This window comes from Emergencia timonensis, from assembly GCF_900086585.1.
Taxonomy (GTDB): domain Bacteria; phylum Bacillota; class Clostridia; order Peptostreptococcales; family Anaerovoracaceae; genus Senimuribacter; species Senimuribacter timonensis.
The window spans coordinates 1,218,750-1,238,583 of sequence record NZ_FLKM01000009.1 but is presented as its reverse complement, the minus strand read 5'-3'; the positions used below and the strand labels follow the sequence as shown (position 1 = coordinate 1,238,583).

Here is a 19,834-nt window from a genome sequence, read left to right as displayed (position 1 = left end):
CTCCTCTCATTCTGGAAGCGGCGTGAGGTATCTGCCGCTTCCAGGTCTGGCAAGGACGTCCTCTCCGTCATATACTTCTCTGCCGTTTGCTATGGTCTTTTCCACCTTTCCTCTCAGCGTCATGCCGTCATACGGCGTCCACTTTATCATCTGCTTTAAATCTTCTTTTCGAATGATCCACTCCTTATCCGGATTCAAAATCGCGAAGTCCGCATCTGCTCCAACAGCAATCAAGCCTTTTTGCGGATAAAGCCTGTACCTCTTCGCCGCATTACTGCTGGACAGTTCTACAAATTTCTCTAAAGGCAGGCCTCTTTTGACTACCCCTTCAGAGAAAAGAAGCTGGTAAGTATGCTGAATTCCCGCTATGCCAGCCGGCGTGCCAAAAGGATTTCCTCCACCTGCCATCTTTTCTTCAATAGTATAGGTGGAATGATCGCTGCATACCCAGTCTATCTTCCCATCGAATAAACGGTTCCAGAGGTTTTCCACATCTTCCGCTTCTCGAACCGGCGGATTGCAGATGGAAAACTCCCGCCAACTGTCCAAGGTACTGCGATCGAACAACAGATATTGCGGACAAGTTTCTACAGAGACGTTTACTCCCTCTCGTTTGTTTTGTTCCACGACATCGACTGCCTCAGCCAGAGAACAATGGGCAATATTGATTTTGCATCCCGTAACTTTTGCAAAGAGACACATCCTTGAAACCGCCTCAATCTCCGCTATCGCCGGTCTTCCATCAGGATAATCGCTAAATTTTGTTTTCCCCAGTTCCTGCATCCTTGCAGTAGACTTCTCAACAATATCGTTATTCTCGCAATGAATCGCCAACACGATATCTTTATCACTGAGAAAGCGCATCTTATCCAATACCTGATTATCACTGAGCATCGGTATTTCTGAGGAATACGGCAGAAATGTCTTAAATGCAGCGGCGCCGCTATCAATAATTTTTTTCATCGACCTTTCATTGTCAGGTGCACATGCCCCAAACAACGCAAAATCTACAACAACCTTGCTCTCACCAATTTTTCTTTTGCTGACAAAGGCATCTTCTGTTGCAGGAAGAGGTGCTGTGAGCGGATGCTCCAAAACAGTCGTGACGCCTCCTGCTGCGGCTGCACATGTCCCCGTGTAAAAATCCTCGCTGTTGGTCAATCCCGGATCGTTCAAATGCACATGGGGATCGATGAATCCAGGCAGCACATAATCTCCGTCCACTGTTAAAACTTTTTCCGCATCCGCCTTTTCAAGATCCTTTCCAATCTGTGCAATCACTCCATCTTTTACATAAATGTCTGCCTCCTGCAATCTGCCTTCTGTAAAGACCTGCCCACCTTTCAATAATAAATCATATTTCATATCAAAATTCTCTCTTTCTATCATATTTCAACTCATTGGTTAATTCCCGAGTCCTCTTCTCAATATCGCTATGCAAATACAAAATGCGCAGCCAACACGATAATTGGAATCGCAATGATCGTCCTTTCCAGGAAAATGATCAATAAATTTTTTACATTCAGTCCCGCATCTGTCTGCATTGCCAGCACGCCTACTTCTGTCATAAATATGATCTGTACCAAAGACAATACCGCAATCATCCATCTTGTAGCTATCGATGGGATATTGATTGCAAGCAACGCCGGAATAAACATGTCGATGAACCCAACGATGGCAGCCGGAGCCGCTTCAAAAGCGTTTTCGACACCAAGAACGTCCATAAAGAAGCCAAATGGATAGGAAACCCATTCGAAAATCGGTGTATACTCCACCAAACTGCATGCCAGAATTCCCCATGCGAAGACAATCGGGAATGTCGCAAGATAGATACCGATCAGCAGCTTTGTTCCATCTACAATGATTTTTTTAATAGAAAAATAGCATAAAAATCTAGTTATCCGCATAAAAACTGGACTTATCACACTTTATCAAGGTCAAAACCACTCAATTTACTACTAATTTACTACTTATGAATGAGCTTTGATACGACGATTTATCCTTGAAAAGTGAAGATATAAAGATACTTCCAATAAAATTTGAATATTTAATAGGTAGACACTTCAAAAAATGAGGTGTCTATTTTTTTACCCGATTTTGAAAGGAAGTGAACTTATGAAAACAAAAAATCAAGAATCAAAAGGTCGTTCCCCACTCTTTAAGACCATCAAACATTCATTCAGCCAATAAAAAAGAAAGGATAGGTAAAAATATGGAACTTAAATTTGTGATTCCCAACATGGAAAAAACATTCGGCAATTTAGAATTTGCTGGCGAGGATAAAGTCGTTCAGCGAAGAATCAACGGACGGCTAACTGTCTTATCAAGAAGCTATAATCTCTATTCTGATGTTCAAAGAGCAGATGATATTGTGGTGGTGCTTCCTGCTGAAGCTGGCGAAAAACATTTCGGCTTTGAGGAACGTGTGAAGTTAGTCAATCCACGTATTACCGCAGAGGGCTACAAAATCGGCACTCGTGGTTTTACAAATTACCTTTTACATGCTGACGACATGATAAAAGAATAAAGAAAGAGAGGAAAAATGATGAGATTAGCAAATGGCATTGTATTAGATAAAGACACGACTTTTGGAGAATTGAAATTCTCTGCTCTACGTCGTGAAGTGAGAATCCAAAATGAAGACGGGTCGGTTTCAGATGAAATCAAGGAACGTACCTATGACTTAAAATCCAAAGGACAAGGACGCATGATTCAAGTAAGTATTCCTGCCAGCGTGCCTTTGAAAGAGTTTGATTATAACGCACGGGTGGAACTTATCAATCCCATTGCGGACACCGTTGCTACTGCCACCTATCAAGGAGCAGATGTTGACTGGTATATCAAGGCAGACGATATTGTGCTGACAAAGGATTCTAGTTCATTCAAAGCTCAACCACAAGCAAAGAAAGAACCGACACAAGACAAATAGTCGCTAGGTAGAAAGGAGACTTTTTCGCATGAAACAGCGTGGTAAAAGGATTCGCCCATCTGGTAAAGATTTAGTCTTTCATTTTACGATAGCGTCACTCCTGCCTGTTTTCCTGCTGGTTGTCGGACTGTTTCATGTGAAGACAATCCAGCAGATCAACTGGCAGGATTTTAACCTATCACAAGCAGATAAGATTGACATTCCCTATTTAATTATCAGTTTCAGTGTCGCAATTCTTATCTGCTTGCTGGTAGCGTTTGTATTCAAACGGGTTCGCTATGATACGGTTAAACAACTTTACCACCGTCAAAAACTGGCAAAGATGATACTTGAAAACAAGTGGTATGAATCTGAACAGGTCAAAACAGAGGGTTTCTTTAAAGATAGTGCTGGTCGTACAAAGGAAAAGATAACCTACTTCCCTAAAATGTATTATCGACTTAAAAATGGCTTGATACAGATACGGGTGGAAATCACGCTGGGAAAATATCAAGACCAACTCTTACACTTGGAAAAGAAATTAGAGAGTGGCTTGTACTGTGAGCTGACGGATAAAGAGTTAAAGGATTCCTATGTGGAATATACTTTGCTCTATGACACCATAGCCAGTCGTATTTCTATTGATGAAGTAGAAGCTAAAGATGGTAAACTTCGCTTAATGAAAAACGTATGGTGGGAATATGATAAGCTCCCTCATATGTTGATTGCTGGTGGTACAGGTGGCGGTAAAACTTACTTTATACTGACACTGATTGAAGCCTTGCTTCATACAGATTCAAAACTGTATATTCTTGACCCGAAAAATGCTGATCTTGCGGACTTAGGTTCTGTGATGGCAAATGTCTACTATAGAAAAGAAGACTTGCTTTCTTGCATTGAAACATTCTATGAAGAAATGATGAAACGTAGTGAGGAAATGAAGCAGATGAAGAACTATAAGACTGGCAAAAATTATGCTTACTTAGGTCTCCCGGCACACTTCTTAATCTTTGATGAATACGTCGCTTTCATGGAAATGCTGGGAACAAAAGAAAACACCGCAGTTATGAATAAGCTGAAACAGATTGTCATGTTAGGTCGTCAAGCTGGCTTCTTTCTAATACTGGCTTGTCAACGTCCAGACGCAAAATATTTAGGCGACGGAATCCGTGATCAGTTTAATTTCAGAGTGGCTTTAGGTCGTATGTCTGAAATGGGCTATGGCATGATGTTTGGCAGTGACGTACAAAAGGATTTCTTCTTAAAGCGAATCAAAGGTCGTGGCTATGTTGATGTAGGAACAAGTGTCATATCAGAGTTTTATACTCCCCTTGTACCAAAAGGATATGATTTCTTGGAGGAAATTAAAAAGTTATCCAACAGCAGACAGTCCACGCAGGCGACGTGCGAAGCGGAAGTCGCAGGTGTGGACTGATCTTGCTGGCTGGTGTGGCAATAGCCACGCCAGCACTTAACCCCCCGTATCTAACAGGGGGGTACAAATCGACAGGAAACAGTCAAAAAAACATTAGAAAATCCTTTGGTTACAAGGGATTTACAAAATTTCAGCGTATGTCAAATGGGCTTTAAAAGTTGACATACGCCTTTTTGATTGGAGGGATTTTTACTGAATGAACAAACTTGGTTACAGCATTTAAAAGAAAAACGCTTGGCTTATGGACTATCTCAAAACCGTTTAGCTGTTGCGACTGGTATTACAAGGCAGTATCTAAGCGATATTGAAACAGGAAAAGTCAAGCCATCAGAGGATTTACAGCAGTCCCTTTGGGAAGCTCTGGAACGCTTCAATCCCGACGCTCCCCTTGAAATGCTGTTTGATTATGTAAGAATTCGCTTTCCGACAACAGACGTACAGCAGGTGGTCGAAAACATCTTACAACTGAAACTGTCCTATTTTCTTCATGAGGACTATGGTTTCTATTCTTATTCAGAGCATTATGCTTTAGGCGACATATTCGTCCTTTGCTCCCATGAACTGGACAAAGGAGTTCTGGTGGAATTGAAAGGTCGTGGGTGCAGACAATTTGAAAGCTATCTTCTGGCACAACAAAGAAGCTGGTATGAGTTCTTTATGGACGTTTTGGTGGCTGGCGGTGTGATGAAACGCCTTGACCTTGCCATTAACGATAAGACAGGGATTTTAAATATCCCTGTACTCACTGAAAAGTGCCAACAGGAAGAATGTATCTCCGTCTTCCGCAGTTTTAAAAGCTATCGCAGTGGCGAACTGGTACGCAAAGAGGAAAAGGAATGTATGGGAAACACCCTCTATATCGGTTCATTACAAAGTGAAGTTTATTTCTGTATCTATGAAAAGGACTACGAGCAGTACAAGAAAAATGATATTCCCATTGAAGACGCAGAAGTAAAAAACCGTTTTGAGATTCGATTGAAAAATGAGCGTGCCTATTATGCAGTCCGTGATTTACTCGTCTATGACAATCCAGAGCATACCGCCTTTAAAATTATCAATCGGTATATCCGTTTTGTAGATAAAGACGATTCCAAACCTCGTTCTGATTGGAAACTGAATGAAGAATGGGCTTGGTTTATTGGGAACAATCGTGAACGATTAAAACTAACCACAAAACCAGAGCCTTACTCCTTCCAAAGGACGCTGAACTGGCTATCTCATCAAGTTGCCCCGACCTTAAAGGTTGCGATTAAACTTGATGAAATCAACCAGACGCAGGTTGTAAAAGACATTCTCGACCATGCGAAACTGACAGACCGACACAAGCAGATTTTGAAGCAACAGTCAGTAAAAGAACAGGACGTGATAACAACAAAAAAATAACTCAAATACAAATTCATTGAATATAGAGAGGAGAACATTTTTATGAATTTTGGACAAAACCTTTATAACTGGTTTCTATCAAACGCTCAATCACTGGTGCTTTTAGCAATCGTTGTGATTGGCTTGTATCTTGGCTTCAAGCGTGAGTTTAGCAAACTGATTGGCTTTTTAATTATTGCGATTATTGCGGTTGGCTTAGTCTTCAACGCTGCTGGAGTAAAAGACATTTTACTAGAGCTATTCAATCGCATTATTGGTGCTTAAATAAAACCGTTCTTTTGTGGAATATAAGTGGTTTTCTTATGTTCCGCAAAGGAATGGTACACCAAACGAAGTGCGGTAGGGATTTTTGAATCTCTACAAAGAAAGGACGTGAATATATGGACGATATGCAAGTCTATATTGCGAATTTAGGCAAATACAATGAGGGCGAATTGGTCGGTGCGTGGTTTACCTTTCCCATTGACTTTGAGGAAGTCAAAGAGAAAATCGGCTTGAATGATGAATATGAGGAATACGCCATTCATGACTACGAGTTACCCTTTACGGTTGACGAATACACTTCCATTGGCGAACTCAATCGACTATGGGAAATGGTATCGGAATTACCCGAAGAATTACAATCGGAGCTATCTGCTCTGCTCACTCATTTTTCAAGCATTGAAGAACTAAGCGAACATCAAGAGGATATTATCATTCATTCCGATTGTGATGATATGTATGACGTGGCACGCTACTACATTGAAGAAACGGGTGCTTTAGGCGAAGTACCAGCTAGTCTTCAAAACTATATTGATTATCAAGCCTATGGTCGGGATTTAGACCTTTCAGGAACGTTTATCTCAACCAATCATGGGATTTTTGAAATCGTCTATTAAATCTGTCGGTACATTACTACTGGCAGATTTTCTATTTTACGGGGTGGCTCAATCAGCTACCCCTATTTTTTATGAAAGGATTGATTACATGAAGAAAATACGAAGCTATACCAGTATCTGGTCTGTGGAAAAGGTACTGTATTCTATCAATGATTTTAGACTTCCGTTTCCCATAACCTTTACGCAAATGACATGGTTTGTCGTGTCACTCTTTGCAGTGATGATACTTGGCAACTTGCCCCCTCTTTCCATGATAGAGGGAGCATTTCTCAAATACTTTGGGATTCCTGTGGCTTTCACATGGTTTATGTCTACAAAAACTTTTGATGGTAAAAAGCCTTATGGATTTTTGAAGTCTGTCATTGCTTATGCACTGCGACCAAAGCTGACCTATGCAGGAAAAAAAGTAACGCTTGGCAGAAACCAGCCACAAGAAGCCATTACAGCAGTTAGGAGTGAATTTTATGGCATATCCAATTAAATACATTGAAAACAATCTCGTCTGGAATAAAGACGGGGAATGTTATGCTTACTATGAGCTTGTTCCTTACAATTACTCATTTCTAAGTCCAGAACAGAAAATACAAGTGCATGATTCTTTCAGACAGCTTATCGCACAAAATCGTGATGGCAAAATTCATGCTTTACAAATCAGTACAGAATCCAGCATACGTTCTGCACAAGAGCGTTCCAAAAATGAAGTCACTGGCAAGCTCAAAGCGGTTGCCTATGACAAAATCGACCAACAGACAGACGCTTTAATATCCATGATTGGCGAAAATCAAGTGAACTACCGTTTCTTTATCGGCTTTAAGTTGCTTCTCAACGATCAGGAGTTTTCTATGAAAAGTCTTACCGTTGAAGCAAAAAATGCTTTGTCTGATTTTGTCTATGATGTGAACCATAAGCTGATGGGCGATTTTGTTAGTATGAGTAATGATGAAATCCTGCGTTTTCAGAAGATGGAAAAGCTCTTAGAAAATAAAATCTCTCGTCGTTTCAAAATCCGCAGGTTAGATAAGGACGACTTCGGCTATCTGATTGAACACCTTTACGGACAGACAGGCACTGCCTATGAAGAGTATGAGTACCATCTATCAAAGAAAAAGCTGGATAATGAAACGCTGATTAAATACTATGACTTGATTAAGCCTACTCGCTGTTTGGTGGAAGAAAAACAGCGATATTTGAAAATCCAGCAGGAAGATGAAACCGTCTATGTAGCTTACTTTACCATTAACAGCATTGTCGGAGAACTGGACTTCCCGTCCTCTGAAATCTTCTACTACCAGCAACAGCAATTTACATTCCCGATTGATACGTCAATGAATGTGGAAATTGTAGCGAATCGTAAAGCCCTATCTACTGTCCGCAATAAAAAGAAAGAACTGAAAGACTTGGATAACCACGCTTGGCAAAGTGATAATGAAACCAGCTCCAATGTGGCGGAAGCTCTGGAAAGTGTGAATGAGCTGGAAACCAATTTAGACCAAAGCAAGGAATCTATGTACAAGCTGTCTTATGTGGTAAGGGTATCAGCAAATGATCTTGACGAACTCAAACGTCGTTGTAATGAAGTGAAAGATTTTTATGACGATTTAAGCGTAAAACTGGTACGACCATTTGGGGATATGCTCGGCTTACATGAAGAATTTTTACCTGCCAGCAAGCGTTATATGAATGATTATATTCAATACGTGACCTCTGATTTCCTCGCTGGTTTAGGTTTTGGTGCTACTCAAATGCTGGGGGAAAATGAGGGGATTTATGTTGGCTACAGCTTAGATACTGGACGCAATGTCTATCTGAAACCTGCTCTTGCCAGTCAAGGGGTTAAGGGTTCAGTAACCAATGCGTTAGCGTCGGCTTTTGTTGGTTCGCTGGGTGGTGGTAAATCCTTTGCGAATAACCTTATCGTCTATTATGCGGTGCTTTATGGGGCACAAGCAGTGATTGTAGACCCAAAAGCAGAACGTGGCAGATGGAAAGAAACCTTGCCAGAGATTTCCCATGAAATCAATATCGTCACTCTGACTTCTGATGAGAAAAACAAAGGCTTACTTGACCCTTATGTGATTATGAAAAATCCCAAAGATTCTGAATCACTGGCTATTGATATTCTGACATTCCTTACGGGGATTTCCTCTCGTGATGGGGAACGCTTCCCAATCCTTAGAAAAGCCATTCGTGCAGTAACCAATAGTGAAGTACGAGGGTTGATGAAAGTGATTGAGGAATTACGGGTTGAGAATACGCCACTAAGTACCAGTATAGCCGACCATATCGAAAGTTTTACAGACTATGACTTTGCACATTTATTATTCAGTAATGGTTATGTGGAGCAGTCTATCAGCTTAGAAAAACAACTGAACATTATACAGGTTGCGGACTTGGTACTTCCCGACAAGGAAACTTCCTTTGAGGAATATACCACTATGGAGCTTTTATCCGTTGCTATGCTGATTGTCATTAGTACCTTTGCTTTAGACTTTATCCATACAGACCGAAGCATTTTCAAGATTGTAGATTTAGACGAAGCATGGAGCTTTTTACAGGTAGCACAAGGAAAAACACTATCTATGAAGCTGGTTCGGGCTGGTCGTGCTATGAACGCTGGGGTATATTTCGTGACCCAAAATACAGACGACCTCTTAGATGAAAAACTGAAAAATAACCTCGGCTTAAAATTTGCATTTCGTTCCACTGACCTTAACGAGATTAAAAAGACCTTAGCCTTTTTTGGTGTAGACCCAGAGGACGAAAACAATCAGAAGCGATTGCGTGATTTGGAAAACGGGCAATGCCTTATCAGTGATTTATATGGTCGTGTCGGTGTGATACAGTTCCACCCTGTATTTGAAGAACTGCTCCATGCCTTTGATACCAGACCACCTGTGCGAAAAGAGGTGTAAATGTGAAACCATCAATAGTAAACAGAATAAAATCAAACTGGACGCTGAAACGTCTAGGTAAAGTGGCAATGACAGTGGCTTTCACACTTGTGATTGCCATTTTTCTTTTAGCCATGCTGGGAACGGTGGTTCAAGCTGCGGGCTTGGTAGATGATACGGTCAATGTGGCAAATGAATACAGCCGATACCCACTTGAAAACTATCAACTGGATTTTTATGTGGATAATAGCTGGGGCTGGCTTCCGTGGAACTGGTCGGACGGGATTGGAAAACAGGTCATGTATGGACTATATGCCATTACCAATTTTATTTGGACAATCAGTTTGTATGTTTCCAATGCGACAGGTTACTTAGTACAGGAAGCCTATTCCTTAGACTTCATTTCCGCTACAGCAGATTCCATTGGTAAGAATATGCAGACCTTAGCTGGTGTGAGTGCAAACGGATTTTCAACAGAGGGTTTCTATGTTGGATTCCTCTTACTCTTGATTTTGGTTCTTGGGGTTTATGTTGCCTATACGGGACTGATAAAGAGAGAAACCACAAAGGCAATTCATGCCATTATGAATTTTGTGCTGGTGTTTATCCTATCGGCTTCCTTTATTGCCTACGCTCCCGACTACATTAAAAAAATCAATGACTTTTCATCAGACATCAGTAATGCCAGTTTATCACTTGGCACGAAGATTGTCATGCCCCATTCCGATAGTCAAGGCAAGGACAGCGTGGACTTAATCAGAGATAGCCTGTTTTCCATACAGGTTCAGCAACCGTGGCTACTGCTTCAATACAACAGTTCAGACATTGAAAGTATCGGTATTGACCGTGTGGAAAGCCTGCTCTCCACCAGCCCAGATTCCAACAATGGCGAAGACAGAGAAAAAATTGTTGCGGAAGAAATTGAAGACAGAAGCAATACCAATCTAACCATTACAAAGACCATTAACCGTTTAGGTACAGTCTTCTTCCTATTTGTCTTCAATATTGGGATTTCCATATTTGTATTCCTATTAACAGGAATCATGATTTTCTCGCAGGTACTTTTTATCATCTATGCTATGTTTCTGCCTGTGAGCTTTATTTTAAGCATGATTCCATCATTTGATGGTATGTCAAAACGAGCCATAACAAAGCTCTTTAATACCATTTTGACACGAGCTGGAATCACATTGATTATTACGACAGCATTTAGTATTTCAACCATGCTCTATACCTTATCGGCTGGTTATCCGTTCTTTTTGATTGCTTTTCTACAGATTGTGACCTTTGCAGGAATCTACTTCAAGCTGGGCGATTTAATGAGTATGTTTTCTCTACAGAGTAACGATTCTCAAAGTGTGGGAAGTCGTGTGATGAGAAAACCTCGTATGCTTATGCACGCTCACATGCACCGTCTACAGCGGAAACTTGGACGTTCCATGACTACTCTAGGGGCTGGGTCTGCCATTGTTACAGGTAAAAAAGGACAGTCGGGTTCGGGGAGTTCTGCAAGGACACAAGCAGATCACTCCCGACCAGACGGAAAGGAAAAATCAACACTTGGAAAACGTATCGGTCAAACCATCGGTACAGTAGCTGATACCAAAGACAGAATGGTAGACACTGCTAGTGGTTTGAAAGAACAGGTTAAAGATTTGCCGACCAATGCAAGATATGCAGTATATCAAGGAAAATCCAAAGTAAAAGAGAATGTCCGTGATTTAACCAGTAGTATTTCTCAAACCAAAGCGGACAGAGCCAGTGGACGCAAGGAACAGCAGGAACAAAGGCGAAAAACCATTGCGAAGCGTCGCTCTGAAATGGAACAGGTCAAACAGAAAAAACAGCCTGCTTCTTCTGTTCATGAAAGACCGACTACAAGACAAGAACAATATCATGATGAACAGACCTCAAAACAGTCTAATATTCAGACTTCATATAAGGAATCTCAACAAGCCAAACAAGAGCGTCCAGCAGTTAAGTCCGATTTTTCAAGTCCAAAAGTGGAACGCCAAGGCAATACCGTTCAAGAAAAAACCGTTCAAAAGCCAGCAACTTCAACCACTACAGCAGATAGAACTTCACAACGTCCAATCACAAAAGAACGTCCGTCTACTGTTCAAAGAGTACCACTACAAAATACAAGAAGTAGACCACCAATCAAAACCGCCACCATTAAGAAAGTCGGTAAGAAACCATGAAGTTGAAAACTTTAGTGATTGGTGGTTCTGGATTATTCTTGATGGTCTTCTCACTGCTTCTGTTTGTTGCCATTTTATTTTCAGATGAACAGGACAGCGGAATTTCCAATATTCATTATGGAGGTGTGAATGTTTCCGCAGAAGTGCTGGCTCATAAGCCTATGGTAGAAAAATATGCCAAAGAATATGGCGTTGAAGAATATGTCAACATACTTCTTGCGATTATACAGGTGGAATCGGGCGGTACTGCGGAAGATGTTATGCAGTCCTCGGAATCCCTCGGTCTTCCACCTAATTCATTGAGTACAGAAGAATCCATTAAGCAAGGTGTGAAGTATTTCAGTGAATTATTAGCCAGTAGCGAAAGGCTCAGTGTAGATTTAGAATCGGTTATCCAGTCCTACAATTATGGTGGTGGTTTCTTAGGGTATGTGGCTAATCGTGGAAATAAATATACCTTTGAACTGGCTCAAAGTTTCTCAAAAGAGTATTCAGGTGGCGAAAAAGTGTCTTACCCCAATCCCATAGCCATACCTATCAATGGGGGCTGGCGATACAACTATGGCAATATGTTTTATGTGCAACTGGTAACGCAGTATCTTGTCACAACAGAGTTTGATGATGATACGGTACAAGCCATCATGGACGAAGCACTGAAATATGAGGGCTGGCGATACGTTTACGGTGGAGCTTCCCCGACTACTTCTTTTGATTGTAGCGGACTGACACAATGGACGTATGGAAAAGCTGGAATTAACTTACCACGAACCGCACAACAGCAATATGATGTGACCCAGCATATCCCACTATCGGAAGCACAAGCTGGCGATTTGGTTTTCTTTCATTCTACCTATAACGCTGGCTCTTATATTACTCATGTTGGGATATACCTTGGCAATAACCGTATGTTTCATGCAGGCGACCCAATCGGTTATGCCGACTTAACAAGCCCCTACTGGCAACAGCATTTAGTGGGAGCAGGACGAATCAAACAATGAGAAAGGAAGATTTAATGATGAAATTTAGAAAAAATCAGAATAAAGAAAAACAGATACCAAAGGAAAAGAAACCTCGTGTCTATAAGGTCAATCCTCATAAAAAGGTTGTGATTGCCTTGTGGGTACTTTTAGGGCTTAGTTTCAGCTTTGCGATATTCAAGCACTTTACAGCTATAGATACTCATACTATTCACGAAACAACTATCATAGAAAAGGAATACGTTGATACTCATCATGTAGAAAATTTTGTAGAGAACTTTGCGAAAGTCTACTATTCATGGGAGCAATCCGATAAGTCCATTGATAATCGAATGGAAAGTCTAAAAGGCTATCTGACAGATGAACTTCAAGCTCTCAATGTTGATACAGTACGCAAAGATATTCCTGTATCGTCTTCTGTAAGAGGATTTCAGATATGGACGGTAGAGCCAACTGGCGACAATGAGTTTAATGTAACCTACAGTGTAGACCAGCTCATTACAGAGGGAGAAAATACAAAGACCGTCCACTCTGCTTATATAGTGAGTGTCTATGTAGATGGTTCTGGAAATATGGTACTGGTTAAGAATCCGACCATTACCAACATACCTAAGAAATCAAGTTATAAACCAAAAGCCATTGAAAGTGAGGGGACGGTTGATTCCATTACAACCAATGAAATCAATGAGTTTTTAACGACGTTCTTCAAGCTCTATCCTACAGCGACAGCCAGTGAACTTTCCTACTATGTGAATGACGGGATATTAAAACCAATCGGAAAAGAGTACATCTTTCAAGAACTGGTAAATCCTATTCACAATCGTAAGGATAATCAAGTCACGGTATCGCTGACAGTGGAGTATATCGACCAGCAGACCAAAGCAACGCAGGTATCTCAATTTGATTTGGTACTTGAAAAGAACGGGAGTAATTGGAAGATTATAGAATAACAAATATTGGTACATTATTACAGCTATTTTGTAATCACGTACTCTCTTTGATAAAAAATTGGAGATTCCTTTACAAATATGCTCTTACGTGCTATTATTTAAGTATCTATTTAAAAGGAGTTAATAAATATGCGGCAAGGTATTCTTAAATAAACTGTCAATTTGATAGTGGGAACAAATAATTGGATGTCCTTTTTTAGGAGGGCTTAGTTTTTTGTACCCAGTTTAAGAATACCTTTATCATGTGATTCTAAAGTATCCGGAGAATATCTGTATGCTTTGTATGCCTATGGTTATGCATAAAAATCCCAGTGATAAGAGTATTTATCACTGGGATTTTTATGCCCTTTTGGGCTTTTGAATGGAGGAAAATCACATGAAAATTATTAATATTGGAGTTTTAGCTCATGTTGATGCGGGAAAAACTACCTTAACAGAAAGCTTATTATATAACAGTGGAGCGATTACAGAATTAGGAAGCGTGGACAGAGGTACAACGAAAACGGATAATACGCTTTTAGAACGTCAGAGAGGAATTACAATTCAGACGGCGATAACCTCTTTTCAGTGGAAAAATACTAAGATGAACATCATAGACACGCCAGGACATATGGATTTTTTAGCAGAAGTATATCGTTCATTATCAGTATTAGATGGGGCAATTCTACTGATTTCTGCAAAAGATGGCGTACAAGCACAAACTCGTATATTGTTTCATGCACTTAGGAAAATAGGTATTCCCACAATCTTTTTTATCAATAAGATTGACCAAAATGGAATTGATTTATCAACGGTTTATCAGGATATTAAAGAGAAACTTTCTGCGGAAATTGTAATCAAACAGAAGGTAGAACTGCATCCTAATATGCGTGTAATGAACTTTACCGAATCTGAACAATGGGATATGGTAATAGAAGGAAATGATTACCTTTTGGAGAAATATACGTCTGGGAAATTATTGGAAGCATTAGAACTCGAACAAGAGGAAAGCATAAGATTTCATAATTGTTCCCTGTTCCCTGTTTATCACGGAAGTGCAAAAAACAATATAGGGATTGATAACCTTATAGAAGTGATTACGAATAAATTTTATTCATCAACACATCGAGGTCAGTCTGAACTTTGCGGAAAAGTTTTCAAAATTGAGTATTCGGAAAAAAGACAGCGTCTTGCATATATACGTCTTTATAGTGGCGTACTGCATTTGCGAGATTCGGTTAGAATATCGGAAAAGGAAAAAATAAAAATTACAGAAATGTATACTTCAATAAATGGTGAATTATGTAAAATCGATAAGGCTTATTCCGGGGAAATTGTTATTTTGCAGAATGAGTTTTTGAAGTTAAATAGTGTTCTTGGAGATACAAAGCTATTGCCACAGAGAGAGAGAATTGAAAATCCCCTCCCTCTGCTGCAAACGACTGTTGAACCGAGCAAACCTCAACAAAGGGAAATGTTACTTGATGCACTTTTAGAAATCTCCGACAGTGACCCGCTTCTGCGATATTATGTGGATTCTGCGACACATGAAATCATACTTTCTTTCTTAGGGAAAGTACAAATGGAAGTGACTTGTGCTCTGCTGCAAGAAAAGTATCATGTGGAGATAGAAATAAAAGAGCCTACAGTCATTTATATGGAAAGACCGTTAAAAAAAGCAGAGTATACCATTCACATCGAAGTTCCACCGAATCCTTTCTGGGCTTCCATTGGTCTATCTGTAGCACAGCTTCCATTAGGGAGCGGAGTACAGTATGAGAGCTCGGTTTCTCTTGGATACTTAAATCAATCGTTTCAAAATGCAGTTATGGAGGGGATACGCTATGGCTGTGAACAAGGATTGTATGGTTGGAATGTGACGGACTGTAAAATCTGTTTTAAGTATGGCTTATACTATAGCCCTGTTAGTACCCCAGCAGATTTTCGGATGCTTGCTCCTATTGTATTGGAACAAGTCTTAAAAAAAGCTGGAACAGAATTGTTAGAGCCATATCTTAGTTTTAAAATTTATGCGCCACAGGAATATCTTTCACGAGCATACAACGATGCTCCTAAATATTGTGCGAACATCGTAGACACTCAATTGAAAAATAATGAGGTCATTCTTAGTGGAGAAATCCCTGCTCGGTGTATTCAAGAATATCGTAGTGATTTAACTTTCTTTACAAATGGACGTAGTGTTTGTTTAACAGAGTTAAAAGGGTACCATGTTACTACCGGTGAACCTGTTTGCCAGCCCCGTCGTCCAAATAGTCGGATAGATAAAGTACGATATATGTTCAATAAAATAACTTAGTGTATTTTATGTTGTTATATAAATATGGTTTCTTGTTAAATAAGATGAAATATTTTTTAATAAAGATTTGAATTAAAGTGTAAAGGAGGAGATAGTTATTATAAACTACAAGTGGATATTGTGTCCTGTATGTGGAAATAAAACACGATTAAAGATAAGGGAAGATACTGAATTAAAAAAATTCCCCCTCTATTGTCCGAAATGCAGACAAGAAAATTTAATTGAAATAAAGCAGTTCAAAGTAACTGTGATTACAGAGCCAGACGCAAAGACGCAGAGCCGATAAAATGAGATTAATACAATCTCATTTTATCGGCTCTTTCCGTTATGTATGGATTCTTTTAATTAGTCTTCGATGTTTCTTGCTTCGTTGATACCGCTGGCTAAAGATTCCATTAAGGATAGTTCTTTGTCTGTAAAGCTATCCATGTATTTCTCTATCTGTAATCGTCGGGTGCTTTTTACCAAGTTATTAGCAGGTAAGAAAAATTCATCAACGGAAACATGAAGTAACGATACAAGGTCATAAAGAACTTGTATGCTGGGGTGTTGCCCTTTATTTTCAATATTAGTTAAGTACCGTGGGTCAATTTCAATCAATGCTCCCACTTGTTCACGAGTTAAACCTCGTTTCAATCGAGCTTCTTTAATGGCTAAACCAAAGGCTCTAAAATCATATTTATCTTCTTTTTTACGCATAGTAGACCACCTCTATACATTTTATTGTTCCTACTGAATTAAAAACAGGTATAGAAAAACGTGTTATATGGTTTATAGGTTTATATTTAATAAAAAGCACTACTAAACGCCAATAAAAAAAACCGTTATATGGTAGTGCTATTTACGCTGTTAAAATATTGTATATTACTTCCAAATGGCGGTTTGTTGGAGGTCAACGTCGCCATGAAGTACATCATATACAATAAATTTCCTTACATTGGGTTCTTGTCAAAAAAAGTCGTCTATCTGCAATAGATAAGTACGTCCACCAATGTGGTTTTATAAATCATATAGATAGAATAACAGAAGCATGTAAACAGAGAAATAAATCTGTTTATATGCTTTTTTGGCTATTCAGAACTTTTTTACAAAGTTTATTTATCAGTAATGCAACAAATCCCCCTTTCACATTGGGACTAAGAGTGAAAGGAGATAAACGAGCAAGGCTCACTTCCTTTCCTAGACAGAAAGGGGGTGAGAAACATGAAACCATCTTCTTTTCAGACCACAATAGAAAATCAGTTTGACTATATCTGTAAACGTGCTATGGAAGACGAGCGAAAGAATTATATGCTTTATCTTTCAAGGATTGCAAAGCGTGAGGTGTCCTTTTCGGATGTTGGCGATTATCTTGTTAGCCAGTTTGCGACAACAGATAACTATTCAACTGACTTTCAGATTTTTACACTCAATGGGTTATCAGTAGGCGTTGAAAATGATTTGTTGAGTGAAGCATTACGTGAGTTGCCAGACAAGAAACGTGAAATTCTACTGCTGTTTTACTTTATGGACATGAGCGATTCAGAAATTGCAGACCTGTTGAAATTGAACCGTTCTACTGTCTATCGGCATAGAACCAGTGGACTAGCCTTAATTAAAAAGTTTATGGAGGAATTTGAAGAATGAAAACACAATATCCTATGATTCCCTTTCCTCTCATTGTAAAGGCAACAGATGGCGATACCGAAGCGATTAACCAGATTCTACATCATTACAGAGGGTACATAACGAAGCGTTCCCTACGACTTATGAAAGATGAATATGGCAATCAAAGTATGGTCGTTGATGAAGTCTTACGTGGAAGAATGGAAACCAGACTGATTACAAAGATTTTGTCATTTGAAATTAAGTAATATCCTCTCTCCTTTCGTGGAAGCGTGCTAAACCATTCCACGCTTCCCGAACAGGGAGGTTTGTTATTCCACCAAAGCATATTGAGCTTTCAATGTGTTTTGATAGGCTAACGAGCCATTGTTCTTTGAAAACTGAATAAAAGTAATCGAATACGTTTCGATAAGAAAAGAGCCAACGGAACTAACCGCCATGACCTATCTTATAAAGATAGCGAGCGATTCATGTTAGTGATCCGAGAAGCAATCTTTAGCAGGATTGCCTGCAACGACATTCTTATCGTGATAATGATACTCCCATACAGTCAATAGTCCGAGCGTGATAAAACCGTCGCAGGCAATGAGTATGGCTACATGAGAACCATGCAGGGGTGGAACTCCCGTGAGCTTTGCTAAAGCTGTTCGATTGCTGGTAAAACAACTTTTATGAAATCCAAATAAGTGATTTGGAAAGGAGGATTTTATGAAGCAGACTGACATTCCTATTTGGGAACGTTATACCCTAACCATTGAAGAAGCGTCAAAATATTTTCGTATTGGCGAAAACAAGCTACGACGCTTGGCAGAGGAAAATAAAAATGCAAATTGGCTGATTATGAATGGCAATCGTATTCAGATTAAACGAAAACAATTTGAAAAAATTATAGATACATTGGACGCAATCTAGCGTCGCCAAAGGGTCTTGTATATGATAAAATAGTATTAAGTCGTATCAAGGCTCTTTCCATAAAGGAAAGGAGCAAATGCCATGTCAGAAAAAAGACGTGACAATAAAGGTCGAATCTTAAAGACTGGAGAGAGCCAACGAAAAGACGGAAGATACTTATACAAATATATAGATTCATTTGGAGAACCGCAATTTGTTTACTCGTGGAAACTTGTGGCTACAGACCGAGTACCAGCAGGAAAGCGTGATTGTATCTCACTTAGAGAGAAAATCGCAGAGTTACAGAAAGACATTCATGATGGTATTGATGTTGTAGGAAAGAAAATGACACTCTGCCAGCTTTACGCAAAACAGAACGCTCAAAGACCAAAGGTTAGAAAAAACACTGAAACTGGACGCAAATATCTTATGGATATTTTGAAGAAAGACAAGTTAGGTGTAAGAAGTATTGACAGTATTAAGCCATCAGACGCTAAAGAATGGGCTATTAGAATGAGTGAAAATGGTTATGCTTATCAAACCATCAATAACTACAAACGTTCTTTAAAGGCTTCATTCTATATTGCTATACAAGATGATTGTGTTCGGAAGAATCCATTTGACTTTCAACTGAAAGCAGTTCTTGATGATGATACTGTCCCTAAGACCGTACTAACAGAAGAACAGGAAGAAAAACTGTTAGCCTTTGCAAAAGCTGATAAAACCTACAGCAAAAATTATGATGAAATTCTGATACTCTTAAAAACAGGTCTTCGTATTTCAGAGTTTGGTGGTTTGACACTTCCAGATTTAGATTTTGAGAATCGTCTTGTCAATATAGACCATCAGCTATTGAGAGATACTGAAATTGGGTACTACATTGAAACACCAAAGACCAAAAGTGGCGAACGTCAAGTTCCTATGGTTGAAGAAGCCTATCAAGCATTTAAGCGAGTGTTAGCGAATCGAAAGAATGATAAGCGTGTTGAGATTGATGGATATAGTGATTTCCTCTTTCTTAATAGAAAGAACTATCCAAAAGTGGCAAGTGATTACAACGGCATGATGAAAGGTCTTGTTAAGAAATACAATAAGTATAACGAGGATAAATTGCCACACATCACTCCACATAGTTTGCGACATACATTCTGTACCAACTATGCAAATGCAGGAATGAATCCAAAGGCATTACAGTACATTATGGGACATGCTAATATAGCCATGACGCTGAACTATTACGCACATGCAACATTCGATTCTGCAATGGCAGAAATGAAACGCTTGAATAAAGAGAAGCAACAGGAGCGTCTTGTTGCTTAGTAGTACAAATGAATTTACTACTTATTTACCACTTCTGACAGCTAAGACATGAGGAAATATGCAAAGAAACGTGAAGTATCTTCCTACAGTAAAAATACT

Annotated in this window: 21 protein-coding genes; 18 read left to right on the top strand and 3 right to left on the bottom strand. The window is 39.5% G+C overall.

What is annotated here, in order from left to right; all coding sequences use genetic code 11:
* Positions 1-6 precede the first annotated feature (6 nt).
* Complete coding sequence (gene allB / locus BN6539_RS16775; RefSeq protein WP_187375524.1) at positions 7-1,365, bottom strand: allantoinase AllB; 1,359 nt, start codon at positions 1,363-1,365, stop codon at positions 7-9.
* Between the two features lie 68 nt (positions 1,366-1,433).
* Positions 1,434-1,907 carry a hypothetical protein gene (locus BN6539_RS16770; protein ID WP_067541092.1) on the bottom strand — a complete coding sequence of 158 codons (474 nt, stop codon included), beginning with the start codon at positions 1,905-1,907 and terminating at the stop codon, positions 1,434-1,436.
* A 305-nt stretch (positions 1,908-2,212) separates the two neighbouring features.
* Here BN6539_RS16770 and BN6539_RS16765 point away from each other — a divergent pair, with 305 nt between their 5' ends.
* The 14 genes from BN6539_RS16765 (at position 2,213) to BN6539_RS21985 (ending at position 16,205) form a co-directional block, all read left to right on the top strand.
* Positions 2,213-2,527: a YdcP family protein gene (locus BN6539_RS16765; protein WP_000420682.1), complete on the top strand. Its 315-nt coding sequence runs from the start codon at positions 2,213-2,215 to the stop codon at positions 2,525-2,527.
* A 15-nt stretch (positions 2,528-2,542) separates the two neighbouring features.
* Positions 2,543-2,929, top strand: a complete 387-nt coding sequence (locus BN6539_RS16760; RefSeq protein ID WP_000985015.1) for a YdcP family protein — start codon at positions 2,543-2,545, stop codon at positions 2,927-2,929.
* Positions 2,930-2,957: 28 nt separating this feature from the next.
* The gene (locus tag BN6539_RS16755) at positions 2,958-4,343 is read left to right on the top strand and encodes an FtsK/SpoIIIE domain-containing protein (protein ID WP_000813488.1); all 1,386 of its coding nucleotides are present in this window, start codon (positions 2,958-2,960) and stop codon (positions 4,341-4,343) included.
* A 192-nt stretch (positions 4,344-4,535) separates the two neighbouring features.
* A complete protein-coding gene (gene mobT, locus BN6539_RS16750) occupies positions 4,536-5,726 on the top strand; it encodes a MobT family relaxase (RefSeq protein WP_191619837.1) in 1,191 nt (396 codons plus the stop codon).
* A 42-nt stretch (positions 5,727-5,768) separates the two neighbouring features.
* Positions 5,769-5,990, top strand: coding sequence for a hypothetical protein (locus BN6539_RS16745; protein ID WP_001009056.1), 222 nt, complete (start codon positions 5,769-5,771; stop codon positions 5,988-5,990).
* 116 nt (positions 5,991-6,106) lie between these two features.
* Positions 6,107-6,604, top strand: a complete 498-nt coding sequence (locus BN6539_RS16740; protein ID WP_000342539.1) for an antirestriction protein ArdA — start codon at positions 6,107-6,109, stop codon at positions 6,602-6,604.
* 88 nt (positions 6,605-6,692) lie between these two features.
* On the top strand, positions 6,693-7,085 hold the full coding sequence (locus tag BN6539_RS16735; RefSeq protein ID WP_000723888.1) for a conjugal transfer protein: 393 nt from the start codon (positions 6,693-6,695) through the stop codon (positions 7,083-7,085).
* On the top strand, positions 7,069-9,516 hold the full coding sequence (tcpF, locus tag BN6539_RS16730) for a conjugal transfer ATPase TcpF (protein ID WP_000331160.1): 2,448 nt from the start codon (positions 7,069-7,071) through the stop codon (positions 9,514-9,516). Before BN6539_RS16735 ends, tcpF begins: the two co-directional genes overlap by 17 nt.
* A 14-nt stretch (positions 9,517-9,530) precedes the next feature.
* Positions 9,531-11,696, top strand: coding sequence for a CD3337/EF1877 family mobilome membrane protein (locus BN6539_RS16725; protein WP_430516984.1), 2,166 nt, complete (start codon positions 9,531-9,533; stop codon positions 11,694-11,696).
* A complete protein-coding gene (locus BN6539_RS16720) occupies positions 11,693-12,694 on the top strand; it encodes a bifunctional lytic transglycosylase/C40 family peptidase (RefSeq protein WP_000769868.1) in 1,002 nt (333 codons plus the stop codon). The genes BN6539_RS16725 and BN6539_RS16720 overlap by 4 nt, the downstream gene beginning before the upstream one ends.
* A 14-nt stretch (positions 12,695-12,708) precedes the next feature.
* Positions 12,709-13,623: a conjugal transfer protein gene (locus BN6539_RS16715; protein WP_000975332.1), complete on the top strand. Its 915-nt coding sequence runs from the start codon at positions 12,709-12,711 to the stop codon at positions 13,621-13,623.
* Positions 13,624-13,897: 274 nt separating this feature from the next.
* The gene (locus BN6539_RS21990) at positions 13,898-13,984 is read left to right on the top strand and encodes a tetracycline resistance determinant leader peptide (protein ID WP_012386611.1); all 87 of its coding nucleotides are present in this window, start codon (positions 13,898-13,900) and stop codon (positions 13,982-13,984) included.
* Positions 13,985-13,999: 15 nt separating this feature from the next.
* A complete protein-coding gene (gene tet(M), locus BN6539_RS16710) occupies positions 14,000-15,919 on the top strand; it encodes a tetracycline resistance ribosomal protection protein Tet(M) (protein WP_026389858.1) in 1,920 nt (639 codons plus the stop codon).
* A gap of 118 nt (positions 15,920-16,037) precedes the next feature.
* Positions 16,038-16,205 carry a cysteine-rich KTR domain-containing protein gene (locus BN6539_RS21985; RefSeq protein ID WP_000336323.1) on the top strand — a complete coding sequence of 56 codons (168 nt, stop codon included), beginning with the start codon at positions 16,038-16,040 and terminating at the stop codon, positions 16,203-16,205.
* A gap of 59 nt (positions 16,206-16,264) precedes the next feature.
* On the opposite strand, the gene BN6539_RS16705 is transcribed toward BN6539_RS21985, so the two are convergent.
* Entirely contained in the window at positions 16,265-16,618 is a 354-nt protein-coding gene (locus BN6539_RS16705; RefSeq protein ID WP_001227347.1) for a helix-turn-helix transcriptional regulator, read from the bottom strand.
* Between the two features lie 504 nt (positions 16,619-17,122).
* Between BN6539_RS16705 and BN6539_RS16700 the strand changes: the two genes are divergently transcribed.
* The 4 genes from BN6539_RS16700 to BN6539_RS16685 all read left to right on the top strand — a co-directional run bounded on the left by BN6539_RS16700 (position 17,123) and on the right by BN6539_RS16685 (position 19,735).
* Positions 17,123-17,545 (top strand): sigma-70 family RNA polymerase sigma factor, encoded by a 423-nt coding sequence (locus BN6539_RS16700; protein ID WP_000804885.1) that lies wholly within the window; start codon positions 17,123-17,125, stop codon positions 17,543-17,545.
* Positions 17,542-17,772 (top strand): helix-turn-helix domain-containing protein, encoded by a 231-nt coding sequence (locus tag BN6539_RS16695; protein ID WP_000857133.1) that lies wholly within the window; start codon positions 17,542-17,544, stop codon positions 17,770-17,772. The genes BN6539_RS16700 and BN6539_RS16695 overlap by 4 nt, the downstream gene beginning before the upstream one ends.
* A gap of 460 nt (positions 17,773-18,232) precedes the next feature.
* Complete coding sequence (locus BN6539_RS16690; protein WP_000814511.1) at positions 18,233-18,436, top strand: excisionase; 204 nt, start codon at positions 18,233-18,235, stop codon at positions 18,434-18,436.
* Between the two features lie 81 nt (positions 18,437-18,517).
* A complete protein-coding gene (locus BN6539_RS16685) occupies positions 18,518-19,735 on the top strand; it encodes a tyrosine-type recombinase/integrase (RefSeq protein ID WP_001291561.1) in 1,218 nt (405 codons plus the stop codon).
* Positions 19,736-19,834 lie beyond the last annotated feature (99 nt).